This window comes from Frateuria sp. GZRe14, from assembly GCF_051900395.1.
Taxonomy (GTDB): Bacteria; Pseudomonadota; Gammaproteobacteria; order Xanthomonadales; family Rhodanobacteraceae; genus Frateuria_A; species Frateuria_A edaphi.
The window spans coordinates 2,175,586-2,187,919 of the sequence record NZ_JBHZGJ010000001.1; the positions used below are offsets into that span (position 1 = coordinate 2,175,586).

Annotated in this window: 10 protein-coding genes and 3 tRNA genes; 4 read left to right on the forward strand and 9 right to left on the reverse strand. The window is 67.2% G+C overall.

The window, feature by feature from the left end; translation table 11 throughout:
* Positions 1-120 precede the first annotated feature (120 nt).
* Complete coding sequence (locus ACFWZ1_RS09950; protein WP_439666298.1) at positions 121-2,661, reverse strand: putative bifunctional diguanylate cyclase/phosphodiesterase; 2,541 nt, start codon at positions 2,659-2,661, stop codon at positions 121-123.
* Positions 2,662-2,668: 7 nt separating this feature from the next.
* A complete protein-coding gene (locus ACFWZ1_RS09955) occupies positions 2,669-3,166 on the reverse strand; it encodes a hypothetical protein (RefSeq protein WP_231320334.1) in 498 nt (165 codons plus the stop codon).
* Positions 3,167-3,316: 150 nt separating this feature from the next.
* Here ACFWZ1_RS09955 and ACFWZ1_RS09960 point away from each other — a divergent pair, with 150 nt between their 5' ends.
* The gene (locus ACFWZ1_RS09960) at positions 3,317-5,377 is read left to right on the forward strand and encodes a 3-hydroxyacyl-CoA dehydrogenase NAD-binding domain-containing protein (RefSeq protein WP_439666299.1); all 2,061 of its coding nucleotides are present in this window, start codon (positions 3,317-3,319) and stop codon (positions 5,375-5,377) included.
* A gap of 30 nt (positions 5,378-5,407) precedes the next feature.
* Here the strand turns inward: ACFWZ1_RS09960 and ACFWZ1_RS09965 are convergent, their stop codons facing one another.
* The 5 genes from ACFWZ1_RS09965 to ACFWZ1_RS09985 form a co-directional block, all read right to left on the reverse strand.
* Positions 5,408-5,968: a DUF2058 domain-containing protein gene (locus tag ACFWZ1_RS09965; protein ID WP_439666300.1), complete on the reverse strand. Its 561-nt coding sequence runs from the start codon at positions 5,966-5,968 to the stop codon at positions 5,408-5,410.
* Positions 5,969-6,026: 58 nt separating this feature from the next.
* The gene (locus ACFWZ1_RS09970) at positions 6,027-6,239 is read right to left on the reverse strand and encodes a SlyX family protein (RefSeq protein ID WP_231320340.1); all 213 of its coding nucleotides are present in this window, start codon (positions 6,237-6,239) and stop codon (positions 6,027-6,029) included.
* Entirely contained in the window at positions 6,232-7,578 is a 1,347-nt protein-coding gene (locus tag ACFWZ1_RS09975) for a UDP-glucose dehydrogenase family protein (RefSeq protein ID WP_439666893.1), read from the reverse strand. Before ACFWZ1_RS09975 ends, ACFWZ1_RS09970 begins: the two co-directional genes overlap by 8 nt.
* A gap of 119 nt (positions 7,579-7,697) precedes the next feature.
* Complete coding sequence (locus ACFWZ1_RS09980) at positions 7,698-8,456, reverse strand: FKBP-type peptidyl-prolyl cis-trans isomerase N-terminal domain-containing protein (protein WP_439666301.1); 759 nt, start codon at positions 8,454-8,456, stop codon at positions 7,698-7,700.
* A 141-nt stretch (positions 8,457-8,597) separates the two neighbouring features.
* Positions 8,598-10,352: a cation:proton antiporter gene (locus tag ACFWZ1_RS09985; RefSeq protein ID WP_231320344.1), complete on the reverse strand. Its 1,755-nt coding sequence runs from the start codon at positions 10,350-10,352 to the stop codon at positions 8,598-8,600.
* A gap of 149 nt (positions 10,353-10,501) precedes the next feature.
* On the opposite strand from ACFWZ1_RS09985, the gene ACFWZ1_RS09990 reads away from it, so the two are divergent.
* The 3 genes from ACFWZ1_RS09990 (at position 10,502) to ACFWZ1_RS10000 (ending at position 10,777) form a co-directional block, all read left to right on the forward strand.
* Positions 10,502-10,577: transfer RNA gene (locus tag ACFWZ1_RS09990), tRNA-Ala, on the forward strand.
* A gap of 9 nt (positions 10,578-10,586) precedes the next feature.
* Positions 10,587-10,662 (forward strand) — tRNA-Glu (locus tag ACFWZ1_RS09995).
* A 38-nt stretch (positions 10,663-10,700) separates the two neighbouring features.
* Positions 10,701-10,777, forward strand: a tRNA-Asp gene (locus tag ACFWZ1_RS10000).
* Positions 10,778-10,923: 146 nt separating this feature from the next.
* Here ACFWZ1_RS10000 and ACFWZ1_RS10005 read toward each other — a convergent pair.
* Entirely contained in the window at positions 10,924-11,400 is a 477-nt protein-coding gene (locus ACFWZ1_RS10005; protein ID WP_231320346.1) for a DUF1249 domain-containing protein, read from the reverse strand.
* 16 nt (positions 11,401-11,416) lie between these two features.
* A complete protein-coding gene (gene ppsR, locus ACFWZ1_RS10010; RefSeq protein WP_231320348.1) occupies positions 11,417-12,232 on the reverse strand; it encodes a posphoenolpyruvate synthetase regulatory kinase/phosphorylase PpsR in 816 nt (271 codons plus the stop codon).
* Positions 12,233-12,334 lie beyond the last annotated feature (102 nt).

The window sequence follows — 12,334 nt, forward strand, 5'->3', positions numbered from 1 at the left end:
ACGGGCGACGGCACGTGTCCGAGATGCGGTTGGGATGGTGGGGATCAAGGGTGCCCCATAGGGGTTTCAGCCCACCATGCCCGACGGCGCGAGAGCGGCGGGCCGACGCCCGCCCTGCACTCAGGCCACGTTCGCCTGCGGCTCGACCAGCAGCCGCTGGCGCTCGGCCAGCAGGCGATCGAAGCTGGCATGCGGCAGCGGGCGGCAGAACAGGTAGCCCTGCAACTCGTCGCAATGATTGGCGCGCAGGAACTTCAGGTGCTGCTCGATCTCCACACCCTCGGCGACCACACCGCGCTTCAGGCGATGCGCCATTTCGATGGTCGCGCGCACGATCGCCTCGTCGTCCGGATCGATGCCGATGTTGCGCACGAAGCTCTGGTCGATCTTGATGCGGTCGGCCGGCAACTTGCGCAGGTAGTCCAGCGACGCGGCACCGGTGCCGAAGTCGTCGATGGCGATGCGGCAGCCGAGCCGATGCAGGCCGTGCAGGTTTTCCACCAGGTTGGGCACTGCCTTGATGCTGATGCTCTCGGTGACTTCCAGTTCCAGCAAGCGCGGATCCAGCCCGGTTTCGGCCAGCGCGGCGGTCACGGTGTCCAGCAGGTCAGGCTCCATCAGCTGCACGGCCGAGAGGTTGACGCCCAGGCGCAGGCGCAGGCCGTACTTTTCCTCCCACTCGTGCGCCTGTCGGCAGGCGGTGCGCAGCACCCAGGCGCCGAGCGAAACGATCAGGCCCGTCTCCTCCGCCAGCGGGATGAACACGCCGGGACTGATCGGGCCCAATTCCGGGTGTTCCCAGCGGACCAGCGCCTCCATGCCGACGATGTCCTCGCTCTCGGCATCCACCTGCGGCTGGTAGAACACGCGCAGTTCGCCGTTGCCTTCGGCATGGCGCAGGCGGGTCTTGAGCAGCACGTCGTGCTGCTGCGCCTGTTCCGGACTGATCTCGTAGAACTGGAAGTTGTTGCGGCCCTGGCGCTTGGCCGCATACATCGCCTCGTCGGCGTGCTTGAGCAGGGTCTCGGCATCGAGCGCATCGTCTGGGTAGAAGCTCACGCCGATCGAGGCGGTGACCTTCAGTGGCGCTTCCTCGCCGGCGATCTTCAGTGGCGCCTCCATCACCTGGACGATCTTCTCCGCCACGCGCAGCACGTCGTCGTTCTTGATGATGTGGCGAAGCACCACCACGAATTCGTCGCCGGCGTAGCGCGCCACCGTGTCGGAGGCACGCACGCTCGAGCACAGGCGGTGGGTGACCGTCTTCAGCACATGGTCGCCGGCGGCGTGACCGAGCGTGTCGTTGATGTCCTTGAAGCGGTCCAGGTCGACGAACAGCACGGCGAAGGTTTCGCGGGTGCGGTGCGCCTCGCGGATGATGGTGTCCAGGCGGTCGTTGAACAGCAGGCGGTTGGGCAGGCCGGTGAGCGAGTCGATCAAGCCTTCCGCGCGGCCCTGTTCACGGGTCAGGCGCAATTCCTGCGCATGCGCGAAGCGCGCCGCCGCGCAACGCAGCACCGGCTCGACCAGGCCCATGTCACCGAACGGCGTGCGGCTGCCGACCAGCAGGGCGCCCAGAACCGAGCGCCGCTCGTCGAACAGCGGCAGGCCCGCGAAACCGGAGACGCCCAGCATCTCGATCAGCGGGTCGTTTGCGCCGAGCTTGCGCGCGTCGACCGGATGCAGGATCGCCTTGCCGTCGAGCACCTGGCGCAGCACGCCCTGCTGGGCGGGCGCGGGCCAGGGCTGGTCCTCGCCGCGCCACAGCTGGATCAACAGACCGGGGCCGGAAGCGCCCTCCGCCGGCCGGGACGACCACAGGGCCAGATAGTCCAGGCCCAATTCGTCCACCAGCAGACGGGCAGCCACTTTCTGCGTGTCGATGCCGCTGGCCGAGGCGAACATGCGTGAGAGCAGGCTGAGCGCCGCCTCGGCGCGGATGTCGGCCCGGTCGCTACGGAACAGCAGCGCGATCGCATCCTGTCCGCCATGGCGGACCCGCCGCGCGCTGGCCTGGCCGGTGTCCGCGCCGCGGCTGGAGCGCCGCTGGCAGGCATACCAGCGCCGGTCGGCCTGCTGCAGCACGTGCTCGATCGCGATGCCCTCGAACGCCAGCAGCTCCCTCAGACCGCGGCCGACCAGTTGCTCGACCTCGAGGTGACTGTGCCGGACAACGGCCGAACTGGTTTCCAGCACGCGCTCGGTCTGCGGGTCGACGATCAACCATTCGCTCGCGTCCTCTTCGAATGCGAAGCGGTACTGGTCAGGCCCGGCCTGCATCGGCAGGGACGCCTGCGGACGGGTCCGGCGCCAGCGGGCAACCAGTTCCAGCTCCACCTGCGATGCGTACAACCAGTCAGAGACGCCAGGCGGAAGCTGACCGGGCTTGACCGTGGCGCCATCGGCCAGCACCGCGATCATGGGGGCCTCGGCACAGGCGGGAATGCGCCGCAGCTGCTCGCAGGCCGTTTGCGCAACGATTTCGTCGCCGTCGAAGGCCACCACTACCAGCGCCAGCGGGGGGCGACCGTCCAGCAGCAATTCGGCGTGCGGCACCCCGCGGGCGGTATGAATGGTCGGGTGGCCGGCGCCGTCCAGGGCGTCGAACACGTTCCGGCGCAAATCGCGCTGGGCAGCGACCACCAGGATGCCGGCGCTCACGTGGTCCTCAGGCAACCAGCCAGCGGCCGTCGCGCAGGCGCGGGCGCAGTGGCGCATCGGGCTGGCCTTTCATGCGCATGGCCATGTCGCCCAGGTGATCGATAAGTGCGGGCGAGGCATCCAGCAATACGACCCGGCGCACGTGCCCGGTCGGGGGCTTGGCCAACTGGCGCAGCAAGGTGCTGTCCATCGCCGACAGCGGTGGCTCCAGGCCCATCAGAAGGTAGACGCCGAAATGCATGCTCTGCTGCATGTAGCGCAGCGCCGCCCCCAGCCGCTGGCTGCCCGGCACGCGTGCATGGGCGTCGATCAGATTGCCCAGGCCCAGGTCCGGCTGCCACAGGTACACCGTCTGCCCGCTCCGGCGCACGACCGCGCGGAACTGCTCGATCAACGCCTGGCTGTCGCAGCCCTCGAGCAGGATCAGCCCGGCCGGCGCGGCCAGGATGCGCTCGAAGATCTCGATGCCGGGAGGTGGCGGGGCGGAGGCCAGCAAGGGGTTCATCGAGCGTAAGTTACGGACTTGCGGGCGAAGCGCAATAGCGCCAAGTCACCGTTCCGGAAGATCGGCCCCGATCGCGACCGGCCCCTCAACTCGCATTCATCCGCACGCAGCGGTATGGTTCAGGGCTCCCCGGCCACCCCTCCCAACGCCATGTTCGAAGGATTGCGCTTCAATCACTGGAAGACGAGCGTGGACGAGGGCGGCATCGTCACCCTGACGCTCGATCGTGCCGACAGCAGCGTCAACGCCATTTCCCGCGAAGTGCTGGACGAACTGGCGCAGATCGTCGAGCGGCTGTCGATCGAGAAGCCGGCCGGCGTGATCGTCCATTCGGCCAAGGCTTCGGGCTTCGCCGTGGGTGCGGACATCAAGGAATTCGTGCGCTACGCCGAGCAGGACACCGTGCTGGAAAATATCCGGCACGGTCAGCAGGTGTTCGAATCGCTGGCCCGCCTGCCCTGCCCGACCGTGGCCGCGGTGCACGGCGCCTGCATGGGCGGCGGGACGGAACTGATCCTGGCGTGCCGCCAGCGCATCGCCGCCGACGACGACAAGACCAAGATCGGCCTGCCAGAGGTGATGCTGGGCATCCATCCCGGCTGGGGCGGCACCGCCCGCCTGCCGCGCCTGATAGGCGCCACCGAGGCGCTTCCGATCATGCTTACCGGCAGGCCGCTCTCGGCCCGGCGCGCGCTGGCGCTGGGCGTGGTCGACCGGGTGGCGCCGCCGGCCGAACTGCTGGCCGAGGCACGCGCCCTGCTGCGCCGCCCGCATGCGCGGCCGTTCGCGCAGCGTGCCAAGGCCTGGGCGACCAACTGGTGGCCCGTACGCCAGATCCTGGCGCCGATGGTGGTCAAGCAGACTGCGGCCAAGGTGCGAAAGGAACACTACCCGGCGCCGTTCGCGCTGATCGACGTATGGCAGAACGGCGGCGCCAGCATCCAGCAGCGCCTGAAGCTCGAAGCCCGCTCGGTGGCGAAGCTGGCGCAGACGCCCACGGCGCACAACCTGATCCGCGTGTTCCTGCTGCAGGAGCGACTGAAAGGGGCCGGCGGCGGGGTCGACCCCGGCATCCGCCGCGTGCATGTGGTCGGTGCCGGCGTGATGGGCGGCGACATTGCCGCCTGGGCGGCCTACAAGGGCTTCGACGTGACCCTGCAGGACCGCGAGATGAAGTTCGTCCAGCCTGCGCTGGATCGCGCCCGCGGGTTCTACGAGAAGAAGCTCAAGACGCCGGAAAAGGTGGAAGCCGCGATGGGCCGTCTGCGGGCGGATGTCGAAGGTGCGGGCGTGGCGACGGCCGACCTCGCGATCGAGGCGATCTACGAGAACCCCGAAGCCAAGCGCGAGCTCTACGCGAAGATCGAGCCGCAGTTCAAGACGCAGGAAATCCTCGCCACCAACACCTCCAGCATCCCGCTGGACGAACTGCGTCCGGGGCTGGCCGCCCCGCAGCGGTTCCTGGGCCTGCACTTCTTCAATCCGGTGGCACAGATGCCGCTGATCGAGGTGGTGCGCCATGACCAGCTGGACCCCACCGTCGAAAAGCGCGCGCTGGCTTTCTGCAAGGCGTTGGGCAAGGTGCCCGTGGCCGTCAAGGGCACGCCTGGGTTCCTGGTCAACCGCATTCTGATGCCCTACCTGCTCGAAGCCCTGCGCCTTTACAGCGAAGGCGTCCCCGGACCGGTGCTCGACCGCGAGGCGAAGAAGTTCGGTATGCCGATGGGGCCGATCGAGCTGGCCGACACGGTCGGTCTGGACGTGTGCGCCTCGGTCGGCAAGGAACTGGCACCTTTCCTGGGGCTGGAACTGCCGCCCGGCATCGAGGACAAGCTCGAAGCCGGCAAGCGCGGCAAGAAGGATGGCCAGGGCCTGTACGTGTGGCAGGACGGCAAGCCGGTCAAGCCGGAAGTCGACCCCGACTACACGCCGCCGCCGGAGGTCCAGGACCGCATGATCCTGCCGATGGTCAACGAAGCGGTCGCCTGCCTGGCCGATGGCGTGGTGGATGATGCCGACCTCCTGGACGCCGGCGTGATCTTCGGCACGGGCTTCGCCCCGTTCCGCGGCGGCCCGATCCAGTACATCCGCAGCGAGGGTGCCGCCAATGTCCGCGGCCGTCTGGAGCAACTGGCGCATCGGCATGGCGAACGCTTCCTGCCCAAGCAGGGTTGGGACTCGCCGGCGCTCAGCCAGCCCATGACGCCGTAGCTCTCGCAGGGTGGGCGTGGCCCACCCTACTCACCACATCAGGTCATCAGGCACGCCGTCATCGTCGGTCGCCGCCTGCGGATCGACCAATAGCGCCAGCTGGTGGGGGTCGATCCCGCGCACCTGCTCGGCGACCGCCTGGCTGACCAGCAGATAGCGGCCGTTCTGCTGCACGACGCCAAGCCGCCCGTCGTTGATCGCCGCCAGCTGGTCCGCGTCAACGTGTACGCGCCGGATCTTGCCGCCGTATTCGAAGTGACGCACCTGGTCGGCCTCGGCCTTGTTCAGCGCCTGGCCTTCCAGCAGTTTCTGGATCTTTGCCTTGCGCTCGCGCTTGATGCGCGCCTGCTCGGCGGCCTCCTGCTCGGCGCGCTTGCGCTCGGCAGCCTCCGTTTGCGCGCGGATGGCGTAAGCCTTGGCCAGGTCCACCTCGCCGTCGTCGCGCCGCGGCTTCGGCACGTACGCCTTGCCCTTGCCCTGCGGCGGACGTCCGCCCCGGGGTGCCGGGGACGGCGACTTCGCGCGCTGTTCCTCGCGCACCTGCTTGACGATGCCGCTCTTGAGCAGCTGATCACGAAGAGAGTCGGCCATGATCCGGCTCCAGTGTTGCGTTGGTCTTCCGGAAAACGCCACGCGCGTCCGGTGCTTGTCAATAGTGGGGCGGCGGTGGCTCGCTGTGCGGATCGCTGCCCTGGGAGGTGCGCATCGAGGCGAGTTCCGCACGCAGATCGTGCAGCACGCGCTCCAGCGCCACCAGTCGCATGGCCTGCTCGGCGTCGGCGGTGGCCAGCGCGGCCACCGTGTCATCGAGGAAGGTGAGGCGCACCTCCAGTTCTTCCAGGCGGCGCTCGATGTCAGACATTCGCCGGCCTCAGCGAACGCCCGCGCCCGATGCCGTAATAGGCCAGCCCCGCCTCCTCCACTTGCGCCGGGTCGTACAGGTTGCGTCCGTCGAAGATCGCCGGGTCCTTCAATACGCCGCGAATGCGCGCGAAGTCAGGCGCGCGGAACGCCTTCCACTCGGTCACGATCGCCAGCACGTCGGCGCCGTCCAGCGCCTCGTACGCGTCCTCGCACAGCGTGAGATCCGCCCGCTCGCCGTAGATGCGCGTGGTCTCCGCGCGCGCCTCCGGGTCGAACGCGCGCACCCTGGCGCCGGCCGCCCACAGCTGTTCCATCAGCCGCCGACTGGACGCCTCGCGCATGTCGTCCGTGTTGGGCTTGAACGCCAGGCCCCACAACGCCACGGTCCGGCCCTTCAGCTGGCCGCCACAGTGGCGCTCGATCAGCTCGAACAGCTTGCCCTTCTGCGCGTGGTTGACCGCCTCCACCGCACCCAGCAGCTTCGCCTCGTAGTCCACGGTGCGCGCGATGCGCTCCAGCGCCTGCACGTCCTTGGGGAAGCACGAGCCGCCGTAGCCGGCGCCGGGGTAGATGAAGTGGTAGCCGATGCGCGGGTCCGAACCGATGCCGCGGCGCACCTGCTCGATGTCCGCGCCGACGCGCTCGGCGATGTTGGCGATCTCGTTCATGAAACTGATCTTGGTCGCCAGCATCGCGTTGGCCGCGTACTTGGTCAGCTCGGCCGAACGCTCGTCCATCACCACCGTGCGGTCATGGTTGCGGTTGAACGGCGCGTACAGCTTGCGCAGCACGCCGACGGCGCGCTCGCTGGAGCTGCCGATCACGATGCGGTCCGGCCGCAGGCAGTCCTCCACCGCGTCGCCTTCCTTGAGGAACTCGGGGTTGGAGACCACGTCGAACGGAATCACCGCGCCGCGCTCGGCCAGCGCCTGGGCGATGGTCGCGCGCACCTTGTCGGCGGTGCCCACCGGCACGGTCGACTTGTTGATCACCACCGCGTAGCGGTTGAGGTGCTTGCCGATGCTGCGCGCCACTTCCAGCACGTAGCGCAGGTCCGCGCTGCCGTCCTCGTCCGGCGGCGTCCCCACGGCGATGAAGATCACGTCGCCGTGGTGCACCGCCGGCTCCGCCTCGGTGGTGAAGTCAAGCCGACCACCCTCGTGGTTGCGCTTGACCATCGGCGCGAGGCCTGGCTCGTAGATCGGCACCTCGCCATGCTTCAAACGCGCGACCTTGGCCGCGTCCACGTCCACGCACAGGACATGGTTGCCCATTTCCGCCAGGCAGGTGCCGGTGACCAGGCCGACGTAGCCGGTGCCGAACAGGGTGACATTCATCATCCGGGTGATCGCTCCAACAAAACGATCGCGGATTCTAACAGGCGCCACCCGTGACGACCGCAAAAAGAAAGGGCGCGGATCGCTCCGCGCCCTTCGATTTGCCGATGCAGGAAGGCTTACTTGCCCGCCGCGTCCTGGCCGCCGCCGGCCGGGGTCGGGCCGGTCTTCACCAGGGTCACGTCGAAGATGATCGTGGCGTTCGGCGGAAAGCCGTTCTGCGGCTGCGCGCCGTAGGCCAGGTTCGACGGGATGTAGAGCATGTAGTGCGCGCCGGTCTTCATCAGCTCCAGGCCTTCGCGGAAGCCCGGGATCACGCCCTGCAGCGGGATCGAAGCCGGACCCTTCTCGTGATCGGCCGAGGCATCGAACTTCTCGCCGCTGACGAAGGTACCGACGTAGTTCACCTGCACGGTGTCGTTCGGGCCCGGGCGGGCGCCGGTGCCTTCGCTGACAACCTTGTACTGCAGGCCCGAGGCGGTCGTCTTCACGCCCGGCTGGCTCTTGTTCTTGGCGAGGAAGGCTTCACCCTTGGACTTGTTCTCCGAGGCGACCTTCTCGTACTGGGCCTTGGCCTTGGCCTGGAGCTTGGCGACAAAGGCGTCGCGCACGGTCTTGGCTTCGGCCTCGCTCATCGTCGGCTTCTGGCCCGACAGTGCCGACTGCACGGCGCGGGCGACCGTCGCCGGATCGACTTCCTCGCGCACCAGCGGCGGCAGCTGGCTGGCCAGGTCCCAACCGACCACATAGCTGGCCTTGGTCTTGTCGACCGTGCCAGCGGCGCCCGACTTGGCGGACTGGGCGTGGACCCCCGCGGTCATGCCCAGCGCAACGGCCAGGGTGGCCGCCGTCAGCGTGGGACGCAGAAAATGCTTCATCGAAGAAACTCCCTCGTGTATGGATTTGCCGGCAATGCGGCCGGGCCTCCCCGATGGAGGCAGGCGGAGCATTGTGAGGCGCGTCGAGCGGTCTTGGCAACGACACCGGCTGTCGACCGTCATGGTTTGGAAAGGTTCCCCTCAGTCGTCGGCCGACGGCCGCTCCAGCGTGTCGCGCAGGGCCGCCTGCAACCGGGCGTGCATCTTCACCAGCGCACGCCACAGCACGGCCGACAGCAACACGCCCGCCACCAGCAGCAAAATCGCCACGCCTCGCGGCGGCAGGATCGCCGAACCGAGCACACTTACCAGCAAACCGAGTGCCAGCAGCGTGCCCAACGGGATGAGCCGCGCCAGCAGGCTGCGGATGGCGTGTGTGTAGCCGCCGGCAAATTGCTCGCGGATGCCCAGTTCCGCCAACAGCATGCCCAGCGCCTCGGCCTTGCGGTAGATGGCGATCAGCATCGGCAGCGACAGGAACAGCGCCGCGGCGAAGATCAGCGAATGCCGCGTCTCGCGCCCGGCGCCCAAGGTGGAGAACCATGCCCAGTTGTGCGCATTGACGTACGCACCGATGACGAACAGCGTAATGACGAGCACCACGTTGACGCCGATGTGCCAGAGCAATCGGCGCAGCATCGCGGCGATCATCGCGTTCTGCTCCACCGGCCGAAGGCTTCCCAGCCAGCCCGCATAGCTGGTCAGCAACAGCCGCAGCGGGCCGGGAGTGACGCGCCGCATGCCATCGACGATGCCGTCGGCATGTCCAACCAGATAGGGCGACGCGGCCATGCACACCACGGATACCGCGACCGCGGTGGGATAGACGAAATCGCTGACCACGCCGAGCGAGGCACCCAGCGTGGCGATCACGAACGAGAACTCGCCGATCTGCGCCATGCTCAGGCCCGTGCGGATCGAGGAGCGGACCTCCTGCCCGACCGCGACCATGCCCATGCCGACCGTCAGCGTCTTGCCGACGATCACCACCACGGCGACGCCCAGCGCGGGCAGTGCGTACTGCCACAACAGGGCAGGATCGATCTTCAGGCCGATCGCCACGAAGAACAGCGCCGCGAACATGTCGCGCAGGGGTTCCACCAGCCGCATGACACGATGCGCATTGCGCGCTTCGGCGATGACCGCGCCCGCGAGGAATGCACCCAACGCTACGCTGAAGCCCAGCGATGCCGCGAACAGGCTCGCGCCGAAGCACACGCCCAACGCACACACCAGCAGCGTTTCGTCGCGGCCGAAACCGGCCACGTAGTCGATGAGTCTGGGCAACAGCAACAGGCCCAGGATCATGCCGGCCACTACGAACAGTCCCACCTGCCCCACTACCGTCAACGCGGTACCCGCCTCCATGGCGCCGCCGATGGCCACTGCGCTGAGCACCGTGAGGATCACGATCGCCAGAACGTCCTCGGCCACCAGGATGCCGACCACCCGTTGCGCGAACGGCAGGTGCCGCAGGCCACCTTCGGCCAGCGTGCGCGTGGCGACCATGGTCGAGGACAGCGAGATGAGCGCGCCGAGGAACAACGCATCCATCCGGTTCCAGCCGAGCGCCTCGCCCAGACCCGTGCCAATCCACAGCATCAGGCCCACCTCGATCACCGCGACCATCAGCACGCCCATGCCGACCTCACGCAGCTTGCGCACGCTGAACTCCAGGCCCAGCGTGAACATCAGCAGCACGACGCCGAGATTGGAGATGTCGTCGATGGCGCGCGGGTCGCCCACCAACACGCCCGGCGTGTGAGGGCCTATCAAAATGCCGGCGAGGATGTAGCCGAGCAGCACGGGCTGGCGAAGGCGCTGGAAGAGCACCGTAGTAGCGCCCGCGACGATCATCACCATGGCGAGGTCGCGGATGAAACCGATCTCGTGCATGCATGCTCCGGCGAGTGTGGCCGTCCAGCTTACGTCACAACGCGAGCGTGTCGGCGCGGAGCAAACACGCGTGACGACAGGCGCAAAATTCTCCAAAAAAAGCTTGACGGATTCGCGAACCCTGCCTATTCTTCCGGGCTTCCAGCGGCGGGGCCATAGCTCAGCTGGGAGAGCGCCTGCATGGCATGCAGGAGGTCGGCGGTTCGATCCCGCCTGGCTCCACCAACCTAATACGTCCCCATCGTCTAGAGGCCTAGGACATCACCCTTTCACGGTGGCGACCGGGGTTCGAATCCCCGTGGGGACGCCAAGGTTGGCCTCGCACTTTGTGTAGCTGGAAGACAACGCGGAGCGGTAGTTCAGTCGGTTAGAATGCTGGCCTGTCACGCCGGAGGTCGCGGGTTCGAGTCCCGTCCGCTCCGCCACTAATGAGAAACCCGCCTCGTGCGGGTTTTTTGTTGTTTCGATTTCGCCATTCGCGAAGCATCACTGCTTTCGACCGTGGCCGGAAACATCGGGTGGGCTTGGGCCCACCGCACGTTCGCCAAGGGCATGGTGGGCTGAGGCCCACCTACGGAAATGCCGCTTCCTCGATCCGCTCGAGCGTTCCGGGCGAATGCCCCTGCTCGGCCAGGTACTCCAACCAGCGCGACAGGAACCCGTTCATGCGCAGCCGATGCTGCAGCACCGTGTGCGCTTCCGGGAACGGTCCCAGCACCTGCCACAGGTGCCGGCCTGGATGGCAATGCAGCGCCTCGGCTACGTGCGCATCGGTGTACATCCGAAGCTGCGCCGACGGAGTCGGATGCCCCGTGTTCGCGTCGACGAACCCGTAGGTCAACTCCAGCTCCAGCGTGTAGGGATGCCGCTCCTGCACATGCATGTGCACGTCCAGGCCGTCGTCCACGCTGGAACGATAGCGCCCCGGCGCAAGCGTCTGCGGCGCGAACAGGTGCGCCAGGCGGTGGTAGTTCTCCGCATACAACCCCATCAGGAATTCGAAGCGTCCCGGGAGCAAGGCGGAGCGGTTGTCCAGTACGGCACTCATTGAGCCTGCATATACCTCAAAACATGGTTCGCTCGATACCGAAGCGCTCGAAGATCTTGCTGGCGATCTCTTCGATCGAGACGTGGGTGGTGTTGAGCGAGGATATCCCCGCCTGGCGCATGAGCCGGTCAGCTTGTTCCAGTTCCCAGCGACACTGCTGCACTGTGGCATAGCGACTGTCGGGCCGGCGTTGTTCACGGATCTGCGCCAGCCGCTGCGGGTCGATGGTGAGGCCGAACAGGCGATCCTTGTACGGCTTGAGCCGCTTGGGGAGTTCCAGCTTGTCCAGGTCGTCGTCGGTCAGGGGGTAGTTGGCGGCTTTGACGCCGTAATGCAAGGCCATGTAGAGACAGGTGGGCGTCTTGCCCGAGCGCGACACGCCGATGAGGATCAGGTCGGCCTGCTCGTAATCCACGTCCACGCCATCGTCGTGCGCCAGCGCGTAGTTGGTGGCGTTGATGCGCGCCTCGTACTTGTCGAAGTCGACCAGGCCGTGCGAGCGGTTGACCATGCCCGAGCGCTTGGCGCCCAGCTCTTCCTCCAGCGGCCCGATGAACGGCGCGAACACGTCCAGCATCAGCGCACCGCTCGCCGCCACGACCTCGCACAGGCCCCGATCGGCCATCGTGTTGACGACAATCGGCCGCTCGCCGGTTTGCGCGTAACGGGTCTTGATGCGGAGCGCAGCAGCCTCGGCCTTATGCGCGTCGTCCACGAACGGCAGGCGATGCTTGTCGAACTGGATGCCCTCGAACTGCGCAAGGATGGAGTTGCCGATCGTCTCCGCCGTAATACCAGTGGAGTCGGATATGAAGAAAACCGTACGTTGCATGCCTGTCTTCCATTTGTCCGCGGGGCTTGGCCAGGCACCTTAGCGCAAGCGCCAAAGCCTGTCCCTGCTTGACTCCGCGCTGACTGGTATGCAGTTGGCGCG

Bases quoted from the DNA above. Each gene is read 5' to 3' on its own strand.
- ACFWZ1_RS09955 (WP_231320334.1), bottom strand. From the start codon at position 3,166: ATGAACCCCTTGCTGGCCTCCGCCCCGCCACCTCCCGGCATCGAGATC.
- ACFWZ1_RS09980 (WP_439666301.1), bottom strand. From the start codon at position 8,456: ATGAAGCATTTTCTGCGTCCCACGCTGACGGCGGCCACCCTGGCCGTT.
- ACFWZ1_RS09985 (WP_231320344.1), bottom strand. From the start codon at position 10,352: ATGCACGAGATCGGTTTCATCCGCGACCTCGCCATGGTGATGATCGTC.
- ACFWZ1_RS09970 (WP_231320340.1), bottom strand. From the start codon at position 6,239: ATGTCTGACATCGAGCGCCGCCTGGAAGAACTGGAGGTGCGCCTCACC.
- ACFWZ1_RS09975 (WP_439666893.1), bottom strand. From the start codon at position 7,578: ATGAATGTCACCCTGTTCGGCACCGGCTACGTCGGCCTGGTCACCGGC.
- ACFWZ1_RS09965 (WP_439666300.1), bottom strand. From the start codon at position 5,968: ATGGCCGACTCTCTTCGTGATCAGCTGCTCAAGAGCGGCATCGTCAAG.
- ACFWZ1_RS09960 (WP_439666299.1), top strand. From the start codon at position 3,317: ATGTTCGAAGGATTGCGCTTCAATCACTGGAAGACGAGCGTGGACGAG.
- ACFWZ1_RS10005 (WP_231320346.1), bottom strand. From the start codon at position 11,400: ATGAGTGCCGTACTGGACAACCGCTCCGCCTTGCTCCCGGGACGCTTC.
- ppsR (WP_231320348.1), bottom strand. From the start codon at position 12,232: ATGCAACGTACGGTTTTCTTCATATCCGACTCCACTGGTATTACGGCG.